Origin of the sequence: Streptomyces sp. A0642 (assembly GCF_004795105.1) — a bacterium.
Taxonomy (GTDB): Bacteria; Actinomycetota; Actinomycetes; order Streptomycetales; family Streptomycetaceae; genus Streptomyces.
In genome coordinates this window covers 295,277-317,988 of sequence record NZ_SSBL01000002.1, presented here as the reverse complement: position 1 = coordinate 317,988, position 22,712 = coordinate 295,277, and the positions used below count along the sequence as shown (strand labels likewise).

Sequence of the window (22,712 nt, the reverse complement as noted above, 5' to 3'; positions counted from 1 at the left end):
AGGTCCGGAACAAGGAAGCCGCATTCGTGTCCGCACGTGAACTCGTCGTCCTCGGCACCGCTAGCCAGGTCCCGACCCGGCACCGCAACCACAACGGCTACCTGCTGCGCTGGGACGGCGACGGCATCCTCTTCGACCCCGGCGAGGGCACCCAGCGCCAGATGCTGCGGGCCGGCGTCGCCGCGCACGACATCGACCGGATCTGCGTCACGCACTTCCACGGCGACCACTCGCTCGGCCTGGCCGGGGTGATCCAGCGGATCAACCTCGACCAGGTCCCGCACCCCGTCACCGCGCACTACCCGGCGAGCGGGCAGCACTTCTTCGACCGGCTCCGCTACGCCACCGCCTACCGCGAGCGCGTCGCCCTGACCGAGGCCCCGGTCGCCGCCGACGGGCTGCTCGCCACCACGGACGCGTACACCCTCAGCAGCCACCGGCTCTCGCACCCCGTCGAGTCGTACGGCTACCGGCTGGTCGAGCCCGACGGGCGGCGCATGCTGCCCGCGAAGCTCGCCGAGCACGGCATCACGGGACCGGACGTCGGCCGGCTCCAGCGCGAGGGCGCCCTCCGCGGCGTCACCCTCGACGACGTCTCCGAGCCGAGGCGCGGACAGCGGTTCGCGTTCGTCATGGACACCAGGCTGTGCGACGGTGTGTACGCACTCGCCGAGGGCTGCGACCTGCTGGTCATCGAGTCCACCTTCCTCGACGAGGACGAGCGACTGGCCACCGACCACGGCCACCTGACCGCCGGACAGGCGGCCCGGGCCGCACGGGAAGCGGGCGTACGGCACCTCGTGCTCACGCACTTCTCCCAGCGCTACCCGGACCCGGAGCTCTTCGAGGTCCAGGCCAGGGCGGCCGGGTACGAGGGCGAACTGACCGTGGCCCAGGACCTGATGCGGGTCCCGGTACCGAGCCGTCACCCGTAAGACGACACAGCGAATCGCACCATCCCTGCGTAAGTGAGAAACACGTGCACCTCCCCAAAGCCGAACTCCACCTCCACATCGAAGGAACCCTCGAACCCGAGCTGGCCTTCGCGCTCGCTGCACGCAACGGCGTGCCGCTGCCCTACGCGGACACCGAGGAGCTGCGCACCGCCTACCTCTTCGACGATCTGCAGAGCTTCCTCGACCTGTACTACGCGCTGATGGCGGTGCTGCGGACCGAGGACGACTTCACCGAACTCGCCGACGCCTACCTCACCCGCGCCGCCGCCCAGGGCGTACGCCACGCGGAGATCTTCTTCGACCCTCAGGCGCACACCGCCCGCGGCGTCCCCCTCGGCACCGTCGTCGAGGGACTCGGCCGGGCGCTGGAGCGCAGCGAGGAGAAGCACGGCATCTCCACCCAGCTGATCATGTGCTTCCTGCGCGACCAGTCGGCCGAGTCGGCCCTGGAGACGCTGGAGGCCGCCAAGCCGTACCTGCACCGGATCAGCGCGGTCGGCCTGGACTCCGCCGAGGTCGGCCACCCGCCCGTCAAGTTCCGCGAGGTGTACGCGGCGGCGGAGGCCCTCGGACTGCGCAAGGTCGCCCACGCGGGCGAGGAGGGCCCGCCCGCCTACATCACCGAGGCGCTCGACGTACTCGGTGTGGAGCGCATCGACCACGGGCTGCGCTGCATGGAGGACCCGGAGCTGGTGAAGCGGCTGGTCGCCGACCGGGTGCCGCTCACCCTCTGCCCGCTGTCCAACGTACGGCTGCGCGCCGTCGACACGCTGGAACAGCACCCGCTGCGGGCCATGATGGAGGCCGGACTGCTCTGCACCGTGAACTCCGACGACCCCGCCTACTTCGGCGGGTACGTCGGCGACACCTTCCACGCCGTCCACGAGGCGCTCGGCCTGGACCGCGAGCAGCTGCGCACCCTGGCCCGCAACTCCTTCGAGGCGGCGTTCCTCGACCACGACGAGGAGCGCAGGGCGCGTTACCTGTCCGAGGTCGAGGCGTACGCGTTCGACTGACCGGCGCCCGAGGGGCCGGCCGTCCGGAACGCGCTCCTGACCAGGCGCCGGCGGCGCAGCGCGGGCAGGCTGATCTCCGTGACGGCCTGCTCGGGCGCGCCCAGCTTCGGCACGGCGCCCGGCACCGCACCGGTGGTGACCGCGAGCAGGGCCGCCGGTGCGCCGCCCCTGCGGCGCACCGAGCCCGGAACCAGCGGACGGCCACCGGTGTGCAGGGCCACCGCCGTCACCGGCGCCGCGACCAGCAGCGTCACGGTGCCGAGGATCAGCCCCATCACCGGGAAGCCGGCCCCCTCGGAGAGCACACTGCCGAGCACCGGACCGCAGGCCACGCCGACCGACGAGGCCGAGCCCGCCAGGACCGCCCAGCGGCCGCGCACGTCCAGGGAAGCGGCCAGGCCGATCAGATACGACAGGACCACCGGGTAGACGGTGTTCCACAGGATCTCGCCGGTGGCGAACGAGCCGAGGCTCCCGGCCGACGAGCTGAGCACGATGCTGGCCGCGATGACCACGGTGCCCAGTCCGATCGGCACCGCGCGTCCGAGCCGGGCTCCCAGCACCCCGGCGCCCATCACCCCGAGCAGACCGGCGCCCAGCGCGGCGGCGTAGACCGCGCCGATGGTGACCTCGGAGAGGCCGGCCTGATCCACTCCGATGCGGCTGCTGACCCCCCACAGCGCGTTCTGCGCCATCGACCAGACGAGCATGCCGCCCGCCAGCACCAGGCCCGAACGGCGGTGCGGCAGCCGGCCCGACGCCGGCACGGCCGGACCGGCGGGGACCGGACTGCCGAGCCGGGAGGCGGCCGGCCAGACGAGCAGCGCGACCAGCGCGATCGACGCGAACGGCAGCCGGTGGCCGCCGCCCAGGTGCGGGATCGTCAGATACAGGGCGCCCGCGGTCGCCGAGACGCTCAACAGGCCCAGGGAAGAGGTCCGGTGGGGGTCACGCTGGGCGGCGATGCCGGCCGCGGCGACCGCGGTCGCCGTACCGGAACCGAAACCGCCGACCACCGCGCCCAGGACCACCAGCGGCACGGAACCCGCCAGCGCGGCGCAGCCGTACCCCAGCACGGCCAGCGTCAGCCCGGTCCGCGCCGGTCTCCGGGGCCCGTACGTCTCGACGCGGCCCGCCAGGCAGAAGCCGGCCGAGGCCGAACTCAGCAGTAGCGCGCTGCCCACCAGACCGGCTTGGGCCGTGGTGAGACCGAGATGGACGGACAGCCGTCCCACGATGGTGGGGAGGAGGTATGCGGCGAGGTAACCGGCGGTGAACACGGCAACCAGGGGCCACGCGGCGCGGCGCGAGGACATGGGCGTTCCTGAAGACATGCCAGAGGAGGCGAAGAAGACAGAGGGGGGTGACGCGAGAACTGCGAGAAAGGGGAGAACTGCGGGGAACGCGGAAAACGCGAGGGCTCGGCACACGCGCCGGATGCATCCCCGACGGTGGTCGCGGGGCAATTTGTATCAAGTGCTCCCCGCCGACCGAAAGCCGACCCGGTGTGATCTGAGTCACTTTCGCGTTTGCCGTGTTTTCATGCGGGTAACAGCGCATGTTTATGCAGGTCAGCCGCCGCGTACGCGGGGTTGCCACGGGCCCCGGCGCGGGCCCCGCACGGGCGGGCGGGAATCGGGCACACTGGCCGGAACCGCCACGACCGGGGAGCGCAAGGTGAGCACCGACATTCCACCCATCGACCCACTGGACGGGCTGCGCGCACCGCAGGACCCCGACTTCGACGTGTTCCTCACCGGCACGGTCTTCCTCGACATCATCTTCACCGGCCTGGACAGCGCCCCGGTGCGCGGCACCGAGTCCTGGGCCCGCGGCATGGGCTCCAGCCCCGGCGGCGTCGCCAACATGGCCACCGCGCTCGCCCGCCTGGGGCTCCACACCTCGCTCGCCGCGGCGTTCGGCGACGACCACTACGGCGAGTACTGCTGGGACGCCCTCGAACAGGGCGAGGGCATCGACCTGTCCCTGTCGCACACCGTCCGCGGCTGGCACTCCCCGGTGACCGTCTCGATGGCGTACGAGGGCGAACGCACGATGGTCTCGCACGGCCACGAGGCCCCGCCCCCGCCCGCCTTCGCGACCCCGGGCGCCCCCGCCGCCGCCCCCAGGTGCCCGCCCCGGACCCGGGCCGCCATCGCCTCCCTCGTCCCCGGCCGCAGCGAACCCTGGGTGGCCGCGGCCGCGCGGCAGGGGGCCGCCGTCTTCGCCGACGTCGGCTGGGACGAGACCGGCCGCTGGGACCTGGACGGACTGACCGACCTCGCGCACTGCCAGGCCTTCCTCCCGAACGCCGAGGAAGCCATGCGCTACACCCGCACCGACTGCCCGCGGGCCGCCGCCCACGCCCTCGCCGAGCGCGTCCCGCTCGCCGTGGTCACCCTGGGCGCCGAGGGCGCGTACGCGGTCGACGCGGCCACCGGCACCACCGCCGAGGTCCCCGCGATCGAGGTCGAGGCCCTGGACCCGACGGGCGCGGGCGACGTCTTCGTCGCGGGCTTCGTCACCGGCACCCTCGCCAACTGGCCGCTCGCCGACCGCCTCGCCTTCGCCGGCCTCACCGCGGCCCTCTCCGTCCAGGAGTTCGGCGGGTCCCTCTCGGCCCCCGGCTGGCAGGAGATCGCCGCCTGGTGGCAGCGGATCCGTACCGTCGCCGACCAGGACCCGGCCGCGCTCCAGCGGTACGCCTTCCTCCAGGACATGCTCCCCTCGGCCGCCCGCCCCTGGCCGCTGCGCCGGGCCGTCCCGACGATCGGCTTCGGACGGTCCTGAACGGTCGCGGCCACGCGTCCTCCTTCCGCCCTGCGAAAACCTCTCGGAGTTGTCAGTACGGAGTCGTAGGCTTGGTGCACACGAGGTTTTCGAGCAGCGAGAACCCTGCAACGGGAGGTATGCGCAGGCCCGAGGGCCGGCCCATGACTCAGACACCCACACAGCCGCAGGCGCGCGCCCACATCAGCATCCCGGCCGCACACCCCATGGTGATGCTGCTCGGAGCGGGCGACTCGCTGCTGCGCGTGATCGAAGCGGCGTTCCCGGCGGCCGACATCCACGTCCGGGGCAATGACATAAGTGCGACGGGCAACGTGGCGGAAATCGCCCTGATCCAGCGCCTGTTCGACGAGATGGTGCTGGTGCTCCGCACCGGTCAGCCGATGACGGAGGACGCTGTGGAACGGTCGATCGCGATGCTCAAGGCCACCGAAAACGGCCAGGCGGACGGCACGGAGACCCCGGCCGAGGTGCTCACGCAGAACATCCTCTCCAGCCGGGGGCGCACGATCCGCCCCAAGACGCTCAACCAGAAGCGGTACGTCGACGCCATCGACAAGCACACGATCGTCTTCGGCATCGGCCCCGCCGGTACCGGCAAGACCTACCTCGCCATGGCCAAGGCGGTCCAGGCCCTGCAGTCCAAGCAGGTCAGCCGGATCATCCTGACCCGCCCGGCGGTCGAGGCCGGTGAGCGGCTCGGCTTCCTGCCCGGCACGCTCTTCGACAAGATCGACCCGTACCTGCGTCCGCTCTACGACGCCCTGCACGACATGCTCGACCCGGACTCGATCCCGCGGCTGATGGCGGCGGGCACGATCGAGGTGGCCCCGCTGGCCTACATGAGGGGCCGTACCCTCAATGACGCCTTCATCATCCTGGACGAGGCGCAGAACACCAGCGCCGAGCAGATGAAGATGTTCCTGACCCGGCTCGGCTTCGACTCGAAGATCGTCGTCACGGGTGACGTCACCCAGGTCGACCTGCCGAACGGCACCAAGAGCGGTCTGCGGCAGGTCCAGGACATCCTCGAAGGCATCGACGACGTGCACTTCTCCCGGCTCACGTCCCAGGATGTCGTCCGGCACAAGCTCGTCGGCCGTATCGTCGACGCGTACGAGAAGTACGACAACCAGGGTGACCAGGACGGCCAGGCCGGCAAGGGCCGGGGCCGACGCAACGGGAAGCAGTAGCAGCGCACCATGTCGATCGACGTCAACAACGAGTCCGGAACCGAGGTCGACGAGCAGGCGATCCTCGACATCGCCCGCTATGCGCTCGCGCGCATGAGGATCCACCCGCTCTCCGAGCTCTCGGTGATCGTGGTGGACACCGCCGCCATGGAACAGCTCCACATCCAGTGGATGGACCTGCCGGGCCCGACGGACGTCATGTCCTTCCCGATGGACGAGCTGCGTCCGCCGGCCAAGGACGAGGAGGAGCCCCCGCAGGGTCTCCTCGGCGATATCGTGCTCTGTCCCGAGGTCGCCAAGAAGCAGGGCGAGGACGCCGAGACGCAGCACTCCATGGACGAGGAGCTCCAGCTCCTCACCGTCCACGGGGTGCTGCACCTGCTCGGCTACGACCACGAGGAGCCCGACGAGAAGGCCGAGATGTTCGGTCTCCAGGCGGCGATCGTGGACGGCTGGCGCGGCGAGCACGGGCTCACCGGTCCGTCCCCCGCCCCCACCGTCTCGTGAGCCTGCCTCTCGTCTTCGCGGTCGTCCTGCTGGTCGTCGTCGGCTGGCTGGCGGCCTGCGCGGAGGCCGGCATCGCGCGTACGTCGAGCTTCCGGGCCGCCGAGGCGGTCCGCTCGGGGCGGCGGGGCAGCGACAAGCTGGAACAGGTCGCCGCCGACCCCACGCGCTATCTCAACGTCGCCCTGCTGGTGCGGGTCGCCTGCGAGATGGCGGCCGGGGTGCTCGTCACCTATGCGTGCCTGAAGGAGTTCCCGCAGACGTGGGAGGCGCTCGCCGTCGCCATGGGCGTGATGGTGCTCGTCTCGTACGTCGCCATCGGCGTCTCGCCGCGCACCATCGGCCGCCAGCACCCGCTGAACACGGCCACCGCGTCGGCGTACGTCCTGCTGCCGCTCGCCAGGATCATGGGGCCGATCCCGCAGCTGCTGATCCTCATCGGCAACGCGCTGACGCCCGGCAAGGGGTTCCGCAAGGGCCCGTTCGCCAGCGAGGCCGAGCTGCGGGCGATGGTGGACCTGGCGGAGCAGGAGTCGCTGATCGAGGACGAGGAGCGCCGCATGGTGCACTCCGTCTTCGAACTCGGGGACACCCTCGTGCGCGAGGTGATGGTGCCGCGCACGGATCTGGTCTGCATCGAGCGCTACAAGACGATCCGGCAGGCGCTGACCCTGGCGCTGCGTTCGGGTTTCTCGCGGATCCCCGTCACCGGGGAGAACGAGGACGACATCGTCGGGATCGTCTACCTCAAGGACCTGGTCCGCAAGACGCACATCAACCGGGACTCCGAGGCCGACCTGGTCTCCACGGCGATGCGTCCGGCCGCGTTCGTGCCCGACACGAAGAACGCCGGTGACCTGCTGCGGGAGATGCAGCAGGAGCGCAGCCACGTCGCCGTCGTCATCGACGAGTACGGCGGCACGGCGGGCATCGTCACCATCGAGGACATCCTGGAGGAGATCGTCGGTGAGATCACCGACGAGTACGACCGTGAGCTGCCGCCGGTGCAGGAGCTGGAGAACGGCTGCTTCCGGGTGACCGCCCGGCTGGACATCGGCGACCTCGGCGACCTGTTCGGCCTCGACGAGTACGACGACGAGGACGTGGAGACCGTCGGCGGGCTGCTCGCCAAGGCCCTGGGCCGGGTCCCGATCGCGGGCGCCTCGTCCCAGGTGGAGCTTCCCGACGGGCGCCGGCTGCGGCTGACCGCGGAGTCCCCGGCGGGCCGCCGGAACAAGATCGTCACGGTGCTGGTGGAGCCGGTGGCTCCCGAGGAGGAGGAGGCGACGGCATGACGCCGAAGCAGCTCAGGGAGTTCTGCCTGGGGTTCAACGGGACCGTCGAGGAGTTCCCGTTCGGGCCGGAGGCCTCCGTCTTCAAGGTGCTCGGCAAGATGTTCGCCCTGAGCGCCCTGGACGCGCGGCCCCTGACGGTGAACCTCAAGTGCGACCCCGACGACGCGGTGCGGCTCCGGGAGGAGTACGAGGCCGTGGCGCCGGGGTGGCACATGAACAAGCGGCACTGGAACACGGTGACGGTGTCCGGCCTGCCGGACGCGAAGCTGCGGGAGCTGATCGAGGACAGCTACGACCTGGTGGTGGCGAAGCTGCCGCGGGCGCAGCGGCTGCGGCTCGACCGGGCGTAGGGCGTCGTCACCTGCGCCAGAGCAGGTGGTGCACGATCTCGCTGCCGGGGCTCGGCACCCGCTCCAGGTGGAAGCGGTCGGTCAGCTCGTCGGGGCTCTCCCACAGCCGTTCGCCGGCGCCGAATTCCACCGGGGCGACGGCGATGTGCAGCGAGTCGATGAGATCGGCCTCCAGGAATTGCCGGACCGTGGCGACTCCGCCGCCGATGCGCACGTCCTTGCCCTCGGCGGCCTCGAAGGCGCGCTCGAGTGCCTCCTCGGGAGACGCGTCGAGGAAGTGGAACGTGGTCTCGCCCTTGGTGAGCGAGGGCCGTTCGTGGTGGGTGAGGACGAACACCGGCGTGTGGAACGGGGGCTCGTCGCCCCACCAGCCCTCCCAGTCGAGGTTCTCCCACGGGCCGCGCTGCGGGCCGAACTTGTTGCGGCCCATGATCTCGGCGCCGATGTTGTTGGTGAAGTCGCGCGTGAAGTAGTCGTCCAGGCCGAGAGTGCCCCCGGGGTCGGTCCGGTTGGGCCAGTGGGCGGTGGCGCCGGCCCAGGAGATGATCAGACCGGGGTCGACGTGGCCGAACGGGCGCTCGAGCGTCTGCCCCTCCCCGGCGCCGTAGCCGTCTCGGGAGACACAGAAGTTCTGGACGCGGACCAGCTGTTTCATCGGAGCCCCTTCCAGTTGCGATCTGCAACCGGTTGTCAAGCTATCTAGACTGCTCCCATGTTGCAACCAGTTCCCCTCGAGAAGCTGCCCGTGTCGCGGGGCCGCTCCGGCTGCCCGATCAACATGACGGTCGAGCTCCTCGGGGACCGCTGGAGCCTCATCGTGCTGCGCGACATCATGTTCGGCGGCCTCACCCACTTCCGCGAGCTGCTCAACGCCTCCATGGAAGGCATCGCGTCGAACATCCTGGCCAACCGGCTCGCGAAACTCGTCGAGGCGGGGCTGCTCACCCGTGACGACGACCCGAGCCACCGCCAGAAGGTCGCCTACCACCTCACCGAGGCGGCCGTTCAGCTCGTTCCGGTCATGGCCCAGCTGGGCGCCTGGGGCGCCCGCTGGCTGGACACGGCGCCCGAGCTGACGGTGCGCGCCGAACTGCTGGCCGCCGGCGGCCCCCCGATGTGGGACCGCTTCATGGCGGAGCTGCGCGCCACCCATCTCACCGGGGCGCCGGCCCCCACGGCCGGCGTGCTGGCGGAACTGACCGCCGCCTACGAGGAGGCCGCGGCCCGGGAGAACGGCACCCTCTAGCTCCGCCGCAGCCCCGCGCCGACCACGGCCGCCGCCACGACCAGCAGCGCCGCGGCCACCGCGACCACCGTCCGCACCCCGTCGAACAGCGAGCCCTGGGTCGTCGCCATCACGCCGAGCAGCGGGATCCCGATCGTGAGCCCGACCTGCTGGGTCGTGGTGACCAGACCCGTCGCCAGGCCCTGCTCCTCGTCCGGCACACCGGAGGTCACCGTGAGGCCGTACGCGATGATCGCGCCCAGGTGGCACATGCTGGCGAGCGAGACCGCGACGGTGGCCAGCCAGACGCCCGAGTCCGCACCGAGGCCCAGCAGGGCCGCGATGAACAGGCCCTGGCCCAGCAGGGAGGCGGCCAGGGTGCGCCGGGCGCCGAGCCGGCCGATGACCTTCGGGGCGTACACGCCCGCGAGCACCGAGGCCAGGCCCTGCACGCCGAAGACCAGCCCGGTCCCGAAGGCCGACAGGTCCAGCACCTCCTGCAGGTACAGCGTCAGGACGAAGACGATGGTGCTCATGACGGAGAAGGTGAGCAGTCCGCCCAGGTTGCCGTAGGCCACCGTGCGCCTGCGGAGCATCGGCAGCGAGACCAGCGGGGCGGACGCCCGCGACTCGACCACCACGAAGGCGGCGAGCAGGACGACCCCGGCGGCCAGCGCGGCCTGCACGTCCACGCGCGCGAAGCCGTGCTCGGCCGCTGTGGAGAGGGCGTAGATCAGGGCGAGGAGCCCACCGGTGACGGCCACGGCGCCCGGCACGTCGAGCCGCGGCCGGTCGGGCGTACGGGACTCGGTGAGCAGCGCGGGCGCCGCCGCGAGGACGGCCACCGCGGCCAGGGTCAGCAGTCCCATGGTGGAGCGCCAGCCGAGGGTGTCGGTGAGGGTGCCGCCGGCCACCATGCCGACGGTGAAGCCGAGGGACAGCAGGGTGCCGCTGATCCCGAGCGCCCGGTCCCGCAGCGGCCCCTCGGGGAACGTGGTGGTGAGCAGGGACATCCCGGTGGGCACGATCACCGCGGCGCCGAGCCCCTGGAGGGCCCGCCCGGTGAGGAAGACGGCCGGATTCCAGGCGAGCGTGGCCAGCAGTGAGGCCGCGCCGAAGACGGCGAGTCCGGTGAGGAACAGCCGGCGGCGGCCGTAGAGGTCCGCGATCCGCCCGAAGAGGAGCAGGAAGCCGCCGGACGGCAGGGCGAAGGCGGTGATCGCCCACTGGAGGCCGGACCGGCTCAGGCCGAGGTCGTCGCCGAGGACCGGCAGGGCCACGTTCAGCACGGAGAAGTCGAGCGACACCATGAACTGGGCGGCGCACAGCACGAGGAGCACCAGCCGGGCCCGGCCGGAGAGCCGGTCCGGGGCGGGAGGCGCGGGGACGGGAGTGGTGACACCTGCGGGGGAGGGGGAATCGATCGCCATGACATGACCTTGCGGCCGTCGGAATATCCGTGGGGAGCCGGAACTTATCCTGTTGGCCGCACCACCAGGCAGGCGCGGGCGCACACCAGGGGGATACGTGGGCACACCGGCCCGGACCGCGGCGGACGCGGGCAAGGCGCACCGGCTCGGCGAACTGCGGGAGTTCCTGAGGAGCAGGCGGGCGCGGGTCAGCCCGGCCGAGGCGGGCCTCCCCGACGGCGGGGCCCGGCGGCGCACGCCGGGGCTGCGCCGCGAGGAGGTCGCGGTCCTCGCGGGGGTGGGCGTCTCCTGGTACCAGTGGCTGGAGCAGGGCCGCGACATCACCGTGTCGCCCCAGGTGCTGGACTCCGTCGGCCGGGTGCTCCGGCTCAGCAGCGCCGAACGCCGGCACCTCTACGTACTGGCGGGGCTCAACCCCCCGGCTCCCGAGGTCGATCCGGCCCACACGGACATGTGCGACGGGCTGCAGCGGCTGCTCGACGGATGGATGCCGTTCCCGGCTCACATCATGGACGCGTACTGGAACGTCATCCTCTACAACGACGCGGCCTCGATGGTGATGGGGCTGGGTCCGGACCGGCCGCAGAACTGTGTGATCGCCTTCTTCACCGATCCCGTGCACCGGGGCGGGGAGAAGCAGTGGCGGGAGACCGCGGCCCGGGTCGTCGCCCAGTTCCGGGCCGCGTGTGCGGAGTGTCCCGACGACGAGGGTTTCCGGGCGATCGTGGCCGAGGCGGCCGAGCGCAGCCCCGAGTTCGCCGAGCTGTGGGCCCGCCGGGACGTCGCGCCCGGCGGGCAGATGCGCAAGGAGATGGAGCACCCGGGCGTGGGCACGCTGGTCATGGAGGCGACCCAGTTGCGCATTCCGGCCCGCCCCGACCTGGCGGTCGTGCTGCACAACCCGTGGCCGGGCACCGGCACGGAGGAGAAGCTGCGGTGGCTGGCCTCACCGGAGGGCCGGCGGGGTTCGATGCGCCGGGTGCGGGCGTGAGGGGAACCGCCGCCCGCCTGCCCGGGCCGCCGCCGTGCTTCGTATGCTCGGCACATGACCGATAGCACCGACCTCGGGGCCGAGGACCGCAAGATCGTCACGCTGGCGCGCAGCGCCCGCGCCCGCAACGGTGTGCCGGAGGGCGCGGCCGTGCGGGACGAGACCGGACGCACGTATGTGGCGGGCACCGTGGAGCTGGAGTCGCTGCGGCTCAGCGCGCTGCGGACGGCCGTCGCGATGGCCGTGGCCAGCGGGGCCACCTCGCTGGAGGCGGCCGCGGTGGTCTCCGAGGCGCAGACCCCCTCCGACGAGGACCGGGCCGCGGTCCGGGACCTGGGCGGGCCCGGCACTCCCGTGCTGCTCGCGGGGCCCGACGGGGTGCTGCGGCTCACCGTGACGGCGGGCTGAACCTCCGCGGCGCCTCCCTCGTAGGGACGAACGCCCCGCGCCCGTCGGCGCGGGGCGTTCGCACGCGGGAAACGCGGATCCTGACACCATCTGATGGCCCATCAGTCGGCGTGTTTCTGCGCCCTTGACTTCTTTTGGGCCGGAGTCATCAATGGCCCCCTGCCGGCGCGGAAGAGCCGCGCGCCGGAACCCTCAGGAGGGGGCCGCCATGCGTTCAGCCGTACGAAGATCCGACAGCCGAAGATCCTGTCGCCGGAACCGTCCGGACCGCGGCCGCCGCTGGGTCGCCGTCCTGGGCGTCGGCGCCCTCGTCGTCACGGGGGGAGGGCTGCTCGCCGGGCCCGCGCAGGCCCGTGCGACGGCCGCGGTCGCGGTGGACTTCCCGACCCACTGCATCCCGCCCGCCATCGCCGGCCTCCCGCCGATCGACGGAACGACCTCGGCCGAGATCACCGTCGACAACGCCGCCCCGAAGGTCGGCGACACGGTCACGGTGACGTACACCGTCGTGAAACCGGCCGCGAGCAACCCCGTCGACCTGGCGCTGCCCGCCGACATCATGACGCCGACCGGCAAGGTCACCGTCGGCGGTGCGCAGTCCGCCGCCCTCACGGTGGCGGGACCGAAGAAGAACGCACCCGTGCCCGGCAAGGGCGACTTCCCGTCGTTCTCCATGACCGGCGCCTTCACCGTCACCGCGCCCGGTGAGATCACCCTCTCGCCCGGCGACTACAACATCCACACCAGCTACCTGATGGAGCTGGACACGCCGTGCACGGTCACGGATCCGCCCGCCCCCGTCTCACGGACGATCATCGCCACGGACGGCGGCGGCCAGGTCAACGAACGGGCGATCCAGCTCGGTACGGCCTCCGGCGCGGCCGGTGACCCGGTCACCGTGACCGGATCGAAGTTCACCCCGGGCGCCTCCGTCACGCTCGCCGGCCGGGCCGGGGACGCCCCGACCGGGGACACCGCGACGGTCACGGCGGACGACTCGGGCTCCTTCACCGGACACCTCACCGTCAACGCCCCGGCCACCACCGGCATCGTCGCGTACGAGGGCGCCGACTGGGACGGAGCCAGGGGCGCGGGCCCGCAGGCCTACACCGTGACCGGAGGCGGCGGCGAGATCCCGGACGGCAGCCAGAAGCTGACCTCGTCCGTCAAGCCGGGGACACTCTCCATGGCCCAGGACGGGGACTCCGTCGCCCTGTCGGCGGTCGACTTCGGGCAGGGCCGCGCCTCCACCGGAGCCCTGCGGACCGTGACGGTCCAGGACTTCCGCGGCGGCCCCGCGGGCTGGTCCCTGACCGGCAAGGTCACCGATTTCACCGGCCCGGGAGGGGCGACGATCGGCGCGTCCGCACTCGGCTGGAGCCCCGCCTGCGCGACGAAGCCCGGAAGCCCGAGCACCTGTGCGGCCGGCTCCGAGGGAACGGTCGGCAGCGCGGGGGCCACCCTGGCGTCCACGCCGGACGGCGCGTTCACCGGCGGTGCGTTCACCGTCGACGCCCGGCTCTCGCTGGACGTACCGGCGTACACCGCCCCCGGCGCGTACACCGCGGTTCTCACGCTCACCCTCACGTGAGGCATCACAGCACCACTGAGCAGAGCGGCGGCGAACCACGGAGCGGATCCGGCGAGGACCTCCGACCGGGTTCCTCGAAGACCCCCGACCGGGTTCCGCGAGAGCCTCCGCGTACGTGAGCGAGAACCACCGGTCAACCGGTGGGCCGGGCGCGCACCCGGCCGGCCCACCCCGCCCGAACGTGCACCTGGGAGCCCGCACCGTGCGCAAACTCTCCATCCCCACGACGACCCTGACGGCCCTGCTGGCCGGGGCCCTGCTCCTGCTCGGCGCACCCCTGGCCGGCGCCGCCGACAACGGGAGCTGGTCGGTCTTCCCCGCCACCGCCGATGCGGGGGCGCGGCCGTACTTCTACCTCTCCGCCGACCCCGGCGCCACCCTCACCGACAAGGTCACCGTCACCAACAAGACCGGTGAACCGCTCACCTTCCGGCTGTACGCCGCCGACGCGTACAACACCGCGCGCGACGGCGGGTTCGCGGTCCGGGCGCAGAACGAGAAGCAGCGCTCCGTCGGCGCCTGGGCGAAGGCGGACCGCGACCGGGTCACCGTGAAACCGCACGGCTCGGTCACCGTGCCCGTCACCGTCAAGGTGCCCGAGGACGCCGAACCCGGCGACCACCCCGGCGCGCTCGTCGCCCTCGACGAGCGCATCGACCCCGCCGACGCGGGCGCCGTCGCCGTCGGCATCCGGAAGGCGGTCGGCGCCCGGATCTACCTCCGGGTGAACGGGCCCACGATGCCCGCGCTCTCCGTCGAGGACGTGACGGTGGAGCACACCCAGCCGCTGGTCCCGGGCACGGGGAAATCCCGGGCGGTCATCTCGTACACGCTCCGCAACCGCGGCAACGTCACGCTCAGGCCCGCGGTCGCGCTCAAGGCCGAGGGCCTCTTCGGGCGCACCCTGCTCGCCCGCGACCTCAAACACATCCCCTCGGAGCTGCTGCCCCGCCAGGAGGTCCGGCTCACCGAGGAGTGGGCGGGCGCGCCACAGGCCGAGTGGGGCGAGATCAAGCTGACCGCGAGCGCCCGCGACACCCGCGAGTCCGCCTCCGTCTCGTACTTCGCCCTGCCCTGGCTGGTCGCCGGCGTGCTCCTCGCGGCGCTCACCGGGGGCGCGGCCCTGTGGATCCGGTCACGCCGGAACCACCGCCGCGCGGCCTGAGAGGAGCTGAGAACAGGGGTCCGGCGGCCGCGGCGGGCGCCTTGGTGCCCCGCGGCCGCCGGGATCGGGGACAATGGGCGCCATGAGCGCTCGACCTAACCCAGAAGCTGCTGCGCGGCAGGCTGAGAACACCGCCCCCCACCGGGCCGGTTTCGCCTGCTTCGTGGGCCGTCCCAACGCGGGCAAGTCCACCCTTACGAACGCTCTGGTCGGCCAGAAGGTGGCGATCACGTCCAACCGGCCCCAGACGACCCGGCACACCGTGCGCGGCATCGTGCACCGGCCGGACGCACAGCTGATCCTGGTCGACACCCCCGGCCTCCACAAGCCGCGGACCCTGCTGGGCGAGCGGCTCAACGACGTCGTGCGCACCACCTGGGCCGAGGTCGACGTCATCGGCTTCTGCCTGCCCGCCGACCAGAAGCTCGGCCCCGGCGACAAGTACATCGTCAAGGAACTCGCGGGCATCAAGAAGACGCCCAAGATCGCGATCATCACCAAGTCCGACCTGGTCGAGTCCAAGCAGCTCGCCGAACAGCTGCTGGCCGTGTCCCGCCTCGGCGAGGAGCTCGGCTTCGAGTGGGCGGAGATCATCCCGGTCTCGGCGGTCAAGGACGACCAGGTCGGCCTGCTGGCCGACCTGATCGCCCCGCTGCTCCCGGAGAGCCCGCCGCTCTACCCCGAGGGCGATCTCACCGACGAGCCCGAGATGGTCATGGTCGCGGAGCTGATCCGGGAGGCCGCGCTCGAAGGCGTACGGGACGAATTGCCGCACTCCATCGCGGTGGTCGTCGAGGAGATGCTGCCGCGCGAGGACCGTCCGGCGGACAAGCCGCTGCTCGACATCCACGCCAACGTCTACATCGAGCGGCCCAGCCAGAAGGGCATCATCATCGGCCCGAAGGGCAAGCGGCTGAAGGACGTCGGCACGAAGTCCCGCAAGCACATCGAGGCCCTGCTGGGCACACCGGTCTTCCTCGACCTGCATGTGAAGGTCGCGAAGGACTGGCAGCGCGACCCCAAGCAGCTGCGGAAGCTCGGGTTCTGAGCGAAGGAAGCGGTTCCGGGCGGGAAACCGCTTCTGAGGGGGCGGCCCGCCGGGCCGCCCCCTCAGACGTACGCCGCCGGTCTCACGCGCCCTCCTTCAGGACGCGTGAGACCAGGGCGCGCTGGGCGTCGGTCAGCCGCGGGTCCGCGCAGTGCACGGTGCGGTCGTCGACCGTGATCCGGTAGCTGAAGCCGTCCGGAACGCCCTTCGCGGGAGCCGCCCGGCCCTCGGTGAGCGCCGATTCGGCCAGGGCCTCCCATTCCGGGGCGTCGGCCCGTCCCGAGGTGTCGACCTCGCGGTGGCGTGCGATGCCGGCGAAGCCGCCGGTCCTGCTCACCTGAATCCGCATGCGCGGTGTCCTTCCTCGACGGACGGCCGGGGGCCTACGCGGTCGGTACGCCCACCTCCGACCAGGCCTTCAGGACCGCCTCGACCTCGTCGCCCTCCCCGAAGCGGCTGCGGGCCGCCGCCACGGTCAGCCGGGCGAAGGACGCGAAGTCCGCGTCCACCGCCAGTTCACCACCCGTGAGCACGTCGAACCAGAGCTGGCCCGCACGCTCCCAGGAACTGCCGCCCAGCGCCGTGGCCAGCAGGTAGAACGCGCGGTTGGGGATGCCGGAGTTGAGGTGCACCCCGCCGTTGTCGTCGGCCGTGTGGATGTAGTCGTCCATCGAGGCGGGCTGCGGGTCCTTGCCGAGCACGTCGTCGTCGTACGCGGTGCCGGGCGCCTTCATCGAGCGCAGCGCCACGCCCTGGACGCGGGGCGCCAGCAGACCGGCGCCGATCAGCCAGTCGGCCTGCTCGGCGGTCTGGGCGAGGGAGTACTGCTTGACCAGGGAGCCGAACACGTCCGACACCGACTCGTTGAGCGCGCCGGACTGGCCGTAGTAGTTCAGGTTGGCCGTGTACTGGGTGAGTCCGTGCGCCAGCTCGTGGGCGATGACGTCGATGGCGACGGTGAAGTCCAGGAAGATCTCCCCGTCCCCGTCGCCGAAGACCATCTGCTCGCCGTCGAAGAAGGCGTTGTTGTACTTCTCGTCGTAGTGCACGGAGCCGATCAGCGGCAGCCCTTCGCCGTCGATCGAGCGACGGCCGTAGGCGCTGAGCAGCAGGTCGAACGTGGCGCCGAGGCCCGCGTACGCGCGGTTGACGCTGGCGTCGGACGTGGGGCCCTCGCCCTCGGCGCGGACCTTCGTGCCGGGCAGATGGGTGCGGTGGCGGCAGTCGTAGATCGTGCGGTCGGGTTTGCCGGAGCGGTCGGCCTCCGGCTCGGGCGCGACGGTGGACCGGACGACGGTGGTGACCTGGCGGCGGGTGCGCCGGGCGGCGTCGGCCTCCAGGGTGCGGCGGGCCGGGTCCGCGAGGGCTGGGTCGTCGGACTGCGACAGCTTGTCGAGGATGTGGGGCGGCACGATGGTGCAGAAGACGGGACGGATTTCGTGCTGAGATCGAGGCTGCATACACACGACTGTGGCAGTGCGTGACCGTCAAGTCACTGGTTGCTACGGGAATTGACGAAATCGAGTGATCCCTCACTGTTCACCCTTTACCGGGGCCTGATCCCGCATACTGATACGGCACCGGCGTCCCGGGCGTCTCTCGGTTAGTCTCTTCGCATCATGCGTTTCGGGCTGCTTCTCCTTAGCTGCCGCGGCGAGGGCCTGTAGTCGTAGGCCGACCCCCTCCCCGCGGAGTCTGGTGTTGCGGAAACACAGTCGGCCTCCCCCACGCTCCTGCGAGCAGGGGGACCCCCGCCTTGCCGGACCCCGAGGAGCCCCACGCCATGACCGAAGTGAATCCCGCGCAGACGCCCGCCGAGAACGCCGTGGGCCGCCCCACGCCGATCACGAACGCCACGGCCCTGCAGAAGCCGTCCGGGATGCCGGTCCACAAGTACGGCCGGTACGAGGCCGTCGCCATCCCCGACCGCACCTGGCCCGAGAAGCGGATCACCAAGGCGCCGCGCTGGCTCTCCACCGACCTGCGCGACGGCAACCAGGCCCTGATCGACCCGATGTCGCCGGCCCGCAAGCGCGAGATGTTCGACCTGCTGGTGCGTATGGGCTACAAGGAGATCGAGGTCGGCTTCCCGTCGTCCGGTGAGACGGACTTCGCCTTCGTCCGCTCCATCATCGAAGAGGGCGCGATCCCCGAGGACGTGACGATCTCCGTCCTGACGCAGGCCCGCGAGGAGCTGATCGAGCGGACGGTCGAATCGCTGCGCGGCGCCCACCGCGCCACCGTGCACCTGTACAACGCGACCGCCCCCACCTTCCGCCGCGTGGTCTTCCGCGGTTCCAAGGAGCAGGTCAAGCAGATCGCGGTGGACGGCACCCGGCTGGTCATGGAGTACGCCGAGAAGATCCTGGGCGAGGAGACGATCTTCGGCTACCAGTACAGCCCCGAGATCTTCACCGACACCGAGCTGGACTTCGCCCTGGAGGTCTGCGAGGCGGTCTGTGACGTGTGGCAGCCCGAGGAGGGCCGCGAGATCATCCTCAACCTGCCCGCCACCGTGGAGCGTTCGACGCCCTCCACGCACGCGGACCGGTTCGAGTGGATGTCGCGCAACCTGTCGCGCCGCGAGTTCGTCTGCCTGTCCGTCCACCCGCACAACGACCGCGGGACCGCCGTCGCCGCCGCCGAACTGGCACTGATGGCGGGCGCGGACCGGATCGAGGGCTGCCTGTTCGGCCAGGGCGAGCGGACCGGCAACGTCGACCTGGTGACGCTGGGCATGAACCTGTTCTCGCAGGGCGTGGACCCGCAGATCGACTTCTCCCAGATCGACGAGATCCGCCGCACCAGCGAGTACTGCAACCAGATGGAGGTCCACCCGCGCCACCCCTACGCGGGCGACCTGGTCTACACCGCCTTCTCCGGCTCCCACCAGGACGCCATCAAGAAGGGCTTCGACGCCATGGAGGCCGACGCGGCCGCCCAGGGCAAGACCGTCGACGAGATCGAGTGGGCGGTCCCGTACCTGCCGATCGACCCGAAGGACGTCGGCCGTTCCTACGAGGCCGTCATCCGGGTCAACTCGCAGTCCGGCAAGGGCGGGATCGCGTACGTCCTGAAGAACGACCACAAGCTGGACCTGCCGCGCCGCATGCAGATCGAGTTCTCCCGGATCATTCAGGCCAAGACCGACGCCGAGGGCGGCGAGGTCACGCCGACGCAGATCTGGACCACGTTCCAGGACGAGTACCTGCCCAACCCGGAGAACGCCTGGGGGCGCGTACAGATCCGCTCCGGCCAGAGCACGACCGGGTCGGACGGCCAGGACACGATCACGGTCGAGGCGACCGTGGACGGCACCGACACCGTGCTCACCGGCACCGGCAACGGACCGATCTCCGCGTTCTTCGAAGCGCTGCAGGCCATCGGCATCGACGCGCGGCTGCTGGACTACACCGAGCACACGATGAGCGAGGGTGCGAGCGCGCAGGCCGCCTCGTACATCGAGTGCGCGATCGACGGAAAGGTCCTGTGGGGGATCGGCATCGACCCCAACACGACGCGCGCCTCCCTGAAGGCGGTCGTCTCCGCGGTCAACCGCGCCACCCGCTGACCCGCTGCCCGAAAGGGCATGGAGTCGTACGGTCCGTGAGCCCCGCCCACCCCACCGGGAGGGCGGGGTTCGGCCATCTCGGGGCGGTTGTGACGAGCGAGGTGCTGACGCCGCTTCACGGATGTGGTTAACATCACGTTCACACGGCAACGTTGCCGGAGGTGGCACCTCCCGTGGCCTGAGGGCTACGGGGGAGTTACGGAGGTGTTCGACGTGCGGTCAGCCCTGGGACAACGCGCCACAAAGCTGCGTATCTGCGGCATCCGCACCCTGTGGGACGTCATCGGTGACGGTGAGTTCTTCTGCCCGGGCTGCGGGGGCGACCGCAACTACCGCCGCCTGACCGGTCGCCGCCGCTTCGCCGTCCTCGGTGTGCCGCTGCTGCGGCGCGGCACCGTGGGCCCGGTCGTCGAATGCGCCGCCTGCCACGACCACTTCGGTACCGACGCGCTCGAACACCCCACCACCACGCGGTTCTCCGCGATGCTCAGGGACGCCGTCCACACGGTGACCCTCGGGGTTCTCGCTGCGGGCGGCAGCACCTCCCGCACGGTCCTGGAGACGGCGGTCGAGACCGTGCGCGAGGCAGGGTTCGACGACTGCACGCAGGAACAGCTCGCCACCGTCGTCGAGATCCTCTCCGCCGACATCGGCCACGGCTCCTCCTTCGACCCCGCGGCGGAGGCATGCGGCGCGGCCCTCGCCATCGAGCTCCACGAGGCGCTGGAACCCCTCGCCCCCCATCTGGCGCCCGCGGGCCGGGAATCGATTCTGCTCCAGGGCGCCAGGATCGCCCTCGCCGACGGCCCGTACAGCGCCGCCGAGCGCGAGGTGCTGACCACGGTCGGCGGGGCACTGCGGCTGCGCGCCGAGGACACCGCCCGGCTGCTCGCCGCGGCCGCGCGTACGCCCTCCTGATCCCTCCGCGCACCGCACCGGTACTCCCCAGGGAGTAGCCGGGCCGTCGCGCCCTCCCCGGCAGTAGCGGGGAAGTCGGCCCCCGGTGCGACGCGTCGCCCCCGCCCCGACGGGAGTCTGGACCTGACCGGACACCGTACGGAAGGGGACCTCCCATGGGGGCCGCAGGACAGGACAAGGGCGGGCGGACGCGGCCACGGAGCAGGTGGCGCATGCTGCCCTGGGCGATCGTCGCGCTCTGGGTCGCGGTGATCGCGATCGCCGGACCGCTCGCGGGCGGGCTGGGGGACGTACAGGTCAACCGCGCCGTCGACTATCTGCCGGCGAGCGCGGACTCCACCCAGGTGGCGAAGATCCAGGACGCGCTGCCCGGGGGCGAGTCGACCGATCTCGTCCTCGTCTACCACCGAGACGGCGGGCTGACCGCCGCCGACCGCGCCCTGGCGGCCCGGCAGACCGCCGAGGTCGCCGGCGCCCATGCCCTCACCGCACCGCCGCGCGCCGTGCCCTCCGAGGACGGCACGACCCTGATGTACCCGGTCTCCACGACCGAGCCCGGCCAGGACGACGAGGCGCGCACCGCGTTCGTCGACCGGGTGCGCGAGACCGTGAGGGGCGGCGGGGGACTGGACGCCGAGGTCGGCGGCCCCGGAGCGCTCAACGTCGACGCGCAGAAGGTCTACGGCTCGCTCGGCGGACCGCTCCTCTACACGACCGTCGCCGTCGTCGCGATCCTGCTGATCCTCATCTACCGCAGCCCGCTCCTGTGGCTGGTGCCGCTCGTCGTCGCGGGCGTCGCCGACGCCCTGTCCATGGCGGTCGTCTACGGCCTCAACCGCGGCTTCGACGTCACCGTCACCGGCCAGAGCTCCGCGGTGATGACCATCCTCGTCTTCGGCGCGGGCACCGACTACGCCCTGCTGCTCGTCTCCCGCTACCGCGAGGAGCTGACCCGCACCGCCCGCCCGCACGAGGCGATGGCCGCCGCACTGCGCGGCTGCGGACCCGCCGTCGTCGCGTCCTCCGCCACCGTCGCGGCGGGCCTCCTGTGCCTGCTGGCCGCCGATCTCACCAGCAGCCGCGGTATGGGGCCCATCGCCGCCGTCGGGGTGCTGTGCGCCCTCCTGGCGATGCTCACGCTGCTTCCGGCCGTCCTGGTGCTCCTGGGCCGGCGGGTGTTCTGGCCGCTCGTCCCCGTGTACGGCTCCGAGCCGAAGAAGCGACGCTCGCTCTTCGCCGCCATGGGGGGCACCGCGGGGCGCCGGCCCGTCGCCGTGCTCGTCGCCGGCGGAGTGCTGCTGGGCGCCCTGTCCCTCGGCGCGTTCAACCTGCCCGGCGACCTCCGGCAGGAGGACTCCTTCACCAGCAAGCCGGACTCCGTCACCGCCATGACGACCCTCGCCGACGCCTACCCCGGCCGCTCCACCCAGCCGATCACCGTGCTGAGCCCCGACGACCGGGCCGGCGCCGCGCTGGCGAAGGCCCGCACGACCGAGGGCGTCGCCTCGGCCGAACGGGGCCGCAGCGGCGGCGGCTGGACCGAACTGTCCGTCGTCGCCGAGGCCAGGCCCGAGTCCGCGGGCGAACGGGACACCATCCGCGCCCTGCGCGACGGCCTGGACGGCAGCCACGTCGGCGGTCCCGGCGCCCAGCAGATGGACCTGGAGACGGCCAGCTCCCGCGACCTGGGCATCGTCGTCCCGCTCGTCCTGCTCTCCGTCCTGCTGATCCTGATCGTCCTGCTGCGCAGCCTCGTCGCCCCCCTGCTGCTCGTCGCCGCCGTCGTCGCGGTGTGGGGCGCCGCGCTCGGCATCGGCGGACTGGTCTTCGGACCGGTCCTCGGGCTCAAGGGCACCGACCCCGGACTGCCTCTGCTCACCTTCGTCTTCCTGGTGGCCCTCGGCGTCGACTACGGCATCTTCCTGATGCACCGGGTCCGCGAGGAGGCCAGACGCGGCGCCGAACCCACCGAGGCCGCCCTCACCGCGCTGCGCACCACCGGCGGGGTGATCGCCTCGGCGGGGCTCGTGCTCGCCGCCACCTTCGCCGTCCTGACGAACATGCCGCTCGTGGGCCTGGTCGAGATGGGCTTCGTCATCGCCGTCGGCGTCCTGCTCGACACCTTCCTCGTCCGCACCTATCTGGTGACCTCGGCGAGCGTGGCCCTGCAGCGGAGGATCTGGTGGCCCGGCGCGCTCAGCCGTACCCCCGCCGCGCCCGGCGCCCGCGCCCCCGAACTCGTCAGGACGCCCTGACAGTGC

The 22,712-nt window shown here is 71.8% G+C and carries 21 protein-coding genes; 16 read left to right on the top strand and 5 right to left on the bottom strand.

Going from position 1 to position 22,712, the window contains the following annotated elements:
* Positions 1-26: 26 nt before the first annotated feature.
* Positions 27-935, top strand: coding sequence for a ribonuclease Z (locus tag E6R60_RS05025; RefSeq protein WP_136325177.1), 909 nt, complete (start codon positions 27-29; stop codon positions 933-935).
* Positions 936-979: 44 nt separating this feature from the next.
* Positions 980-1,972, top strand: a complete 993-nt coding sequence (locus tag E6R60_RS05020) for an adenosine deaminase (RefSeq protein WP_136325176.1) — start codon at positions 980-982, stop codon at positions 1,970-1,972.
* Here the strand turns inward: E6R60_RS05020 and E6R60_RS05015 are convergent.
* A complete protein-coding gene (locus E6R60_RS05015; protein ID WP_136325175.1) occupies positions 1,936-3,288 on the bottom strand; it encodes an MFS transporter in 1,353 nt (450 codons plus the stop codon). The genes E6R60_RS05020 and E6R60_RS05015 overlap by 37 nt on opposite strands.
* 361 nt (positions 3,289-3,649) lie before the next feature.
* Here E6R60_RS05015 and E6R60_RS05010 point away from each other — a divergent pair, with 361 nt between their 5' ends.
* From E6R60_RS05010 to E6R60_RS04990, 5 genes are all read left to right on the top strand, one after another.
* Positions 3,650-4,762: a PfkB family carbohydrate kinase gene (locus E6R60_RS05010; protein WP_136325174.1), complete on the top strand. Its 1,113-nt coding sequence runs from the start codon at positions 3,650-3,652 to the stop codon at positions 4,760-4,762.
* A gap of 143 nt (positions 4,763-4,905) precedes the next feature.
* Positions 4,906-5,955, top strand: coding sequence for a PhoH family protein (locus E6R60_RS05005; protein WP_136325173.1), 1,050 nt, complete (start codon positions 4,906-4,908; stop codon positions 5,953-5,955).
* A gap of 9 nt (positions 5,956-5,964) precedes the next feature.
* On the top strand, positions 5,965-6,462 hold the full coding sequence (gene ybeY, locus E6R60_RS05000; RefSeq protein ID WP_136325172.1) for an rRNA maturation RNase YbeY: 498 nt from the start codon (positions 5,965-5,967) through the stop codon (positions 6,460-6,462).
* Complete coding sequence (locus E6R60_RS04995; RefSeq protein WP_136325171.1) at positions 6,459-7,754, top strand: hemolysin family protein; 1,296 nt, start codon at positions 6,459-6,461, stop codon at positions 7,752-7,754. Before ybeY ends, E6R60_RS04995 begins: the two co-directional genes overlap by 4 nt.
* Positions 7,751-8,104 carry an MmcQ/YjbR family DNA-binding protein gene (locus E6R60_RS04990; protein ID WP_136325170.1) on the top strand — a complete coding sequence of 118 codons (354 nt, stop codon included), beginning with the start codon at positions 7,751-7,753 and terminating at the stop codon, positions 8,102-8,104. The genes E6R60_RS04995 and E6R60_RS04990 overlap by 4 nt, the downstream gene beginning before the upstream one ends.
* 7 nt (positions 8,105-8,111) lie before the next feature.
* On the opposite strand, the gene E6R60_RS04985 is transcribed toward E6R60_RS04990, so the two are convergent.
* Complete coding sequence (locus E6R60_RS04985; RefSeq protein ID WP_136325169.1) at positions 8,112-8,759, bottom strand: dihydrofolate reductase family protein; 648 nt, start codon at positions 8,757-8,759, stop codon at positions 8,112-8,114.
* 57 nt (positions 8,760-8,816) lie between these two features.
* On the opposite strand from E6R60_RS04985, the gene E6R60_RS04980 reads away from it, so the two are divergent.
* Entirely contained in the window at positions 8,817-9,350 is a 534-nt protein-coding gene (locus E6R60_RS04980) for a helix-turn-helix domain-containing protein (RefSeq protein WP_136325168.1), read from the top strand.
* Here E6R60_RS04980 and E6R60_RS04975 read toward each other — a convergent pair.
* Positions 9,347-10,759: an MFS transporter gene (locus tag E6R60_RS04975; protein ID WP_136325167.1), complete on the bottom strand. Its 1,413-nt coding sequence runs from the start codon at positions 10,757-10,759 to the stop codon at positions 9,347-9,349. The genes E6R60_RS04980 and E6R60_RS04975 overlap by 4 nt on opposite strands.
* 97 nt (positions 10,760-10,856) lie before the next feature.
* Here E6R60_RS04975 and E6R60_RS04970 point away from each other — a divergent pair, with 97 nt between their 5' ends.
* The 5 genes from E6R60_RS04970 (at position 10,857) to era (ending at position 15,962) form a co-directional block, all read left to right on the top strand.
* Positions 10,857-11,750: a helix-turn-helix transcriptional regulator gene (locus E6R60_RS04970; protein ID WP_136325166.1), complete on the top strand. Its 894-nt coding sequence runs from the start codon at positions 10,857-10,859 to the stop codon at positions 11,748-11,750.
* Between the two features lie 54 nt (positions 11,751-11,804).
* Entirely contained in the window at positions 11,805-12,158 is a 354-nt protein-coding gene (locus E6R60_RS04965; protein ID WP_136325165.1) for a cytidine deaminase, read from the top strand.
* 208 nt (positions 12,159-12,366) lie between these two features.
* The gene (locus E6R60_RS04960) at positions 12,367-13,749 is read left to right on the top strand and encodes a WxL domain-containing protein (RefSeq protein WP_240802393.1); all 1,383 of its coding nucleotides are present in this window, start codon (positions 12,367-12,369) and stop codon (positions 13,747-13,749) included.
* Between the two features lie 232 nt (positions 13,750-13,981).
* The gene (locus E6R60_RS04955) at positions 13,982-14,914 is read left to right on the top strand and encodes a DUF916 domain-containing protein (RefSeq protein WP_206309329.1); all 933 of its coding nucleotides are present in this window, start codon (positions 13,982-13,984) and stop codon (positions 14,912-14,914) included.
* A 73-nt stretch (positions 14,915-14,987) separates the two neighbouring features.
* Positions 14,988-15,962, top strand: coding sequence for a GTPase Era (gene era / locus E6R60_RS04950; RefSeq protein ID WP_206309317.1), 975 nt, complete (start codon positions 14,988-14,990; stop codon positions 15,960-15,962).
* Positions 15,963-16,044: 82 nt separating this feature from the next.
* On the opposite strand, the gene E6R60_RS04945 is transcribed toward era, so the two are convergent.
* Both E6R60_RS04945 and E6R60_RS04940 read right to left on the bottom strand, forming a co-directional pair.
* Entirely contained in the window at positions 16,045-16,311 is a 267-nt protein-coding gene (locus tag E6R60_RS04945; protein ID WP_136325162.1) for a protealysin inhibitor emfourin, read from the bottom strand.
* A gap of 34 nt (positions 16,312-16,345) precedes the next feature.
* The gene (locus E6R60_RS04940; protein ID WP_136325161.1) at positions 16,346-17,422 is read right to left on the bottom strand and encodes a M4 family metallopeptidase; all 1,077 of its coding nucleotides are present in this window, start codon (positions 17,420-17,422) and stop codon (positions 16,346-16,348) included.
* A 323-nt stretch (positions 17,423-17,745) separates the two neighbouring features.
* On the opposite strand from E6R60_RS04940, the gene leuA reads away from it, so the two are divergent.
* The 3 genes from leuA (at position 17,746) to E6R60_RS04925 (ending at position 22,706) form a co-directional block, all read left to right on the top strand.
* Complete coding sequence (gene leuA / locus E6R60_RS04935; RefSeq protein WP_136325160.1) at positions 17,746-19,533, top strand: 2-isopropylmalate synthase; 1,788 nt, start codon at positions 17,746-17,748, stop codon at positions 19,531-19,533.
* Positions 19,534-19,746: 213 nt separating this feature from the next.
* The gene (locus tag E6R60_RS04930; protein ID WP_136325159.1) at positions 19,747-20,451 is read left to right on the top strand and encodes a TerB family tellurite resistance protein; all 705 of its coding nucleotides are present in this window, start codon (positions 19,747-19,749) and stop codon (positions 20,449-20,451) included.
* Positions 20,452-20,606: 155 nt separating this feature from the next.
* Positions 20,607-22,706, top strand: coding sequence for an MMPL family transporter (locus tag E6R60_RS04925; protein ID WP_136325158.1), 2,100 nt, complete (start codon positions 20,607-20,609; stop codon positions 22,704-22,706).
* Positions 22,707-22,712: the final 6 nt, after the last annotated feature.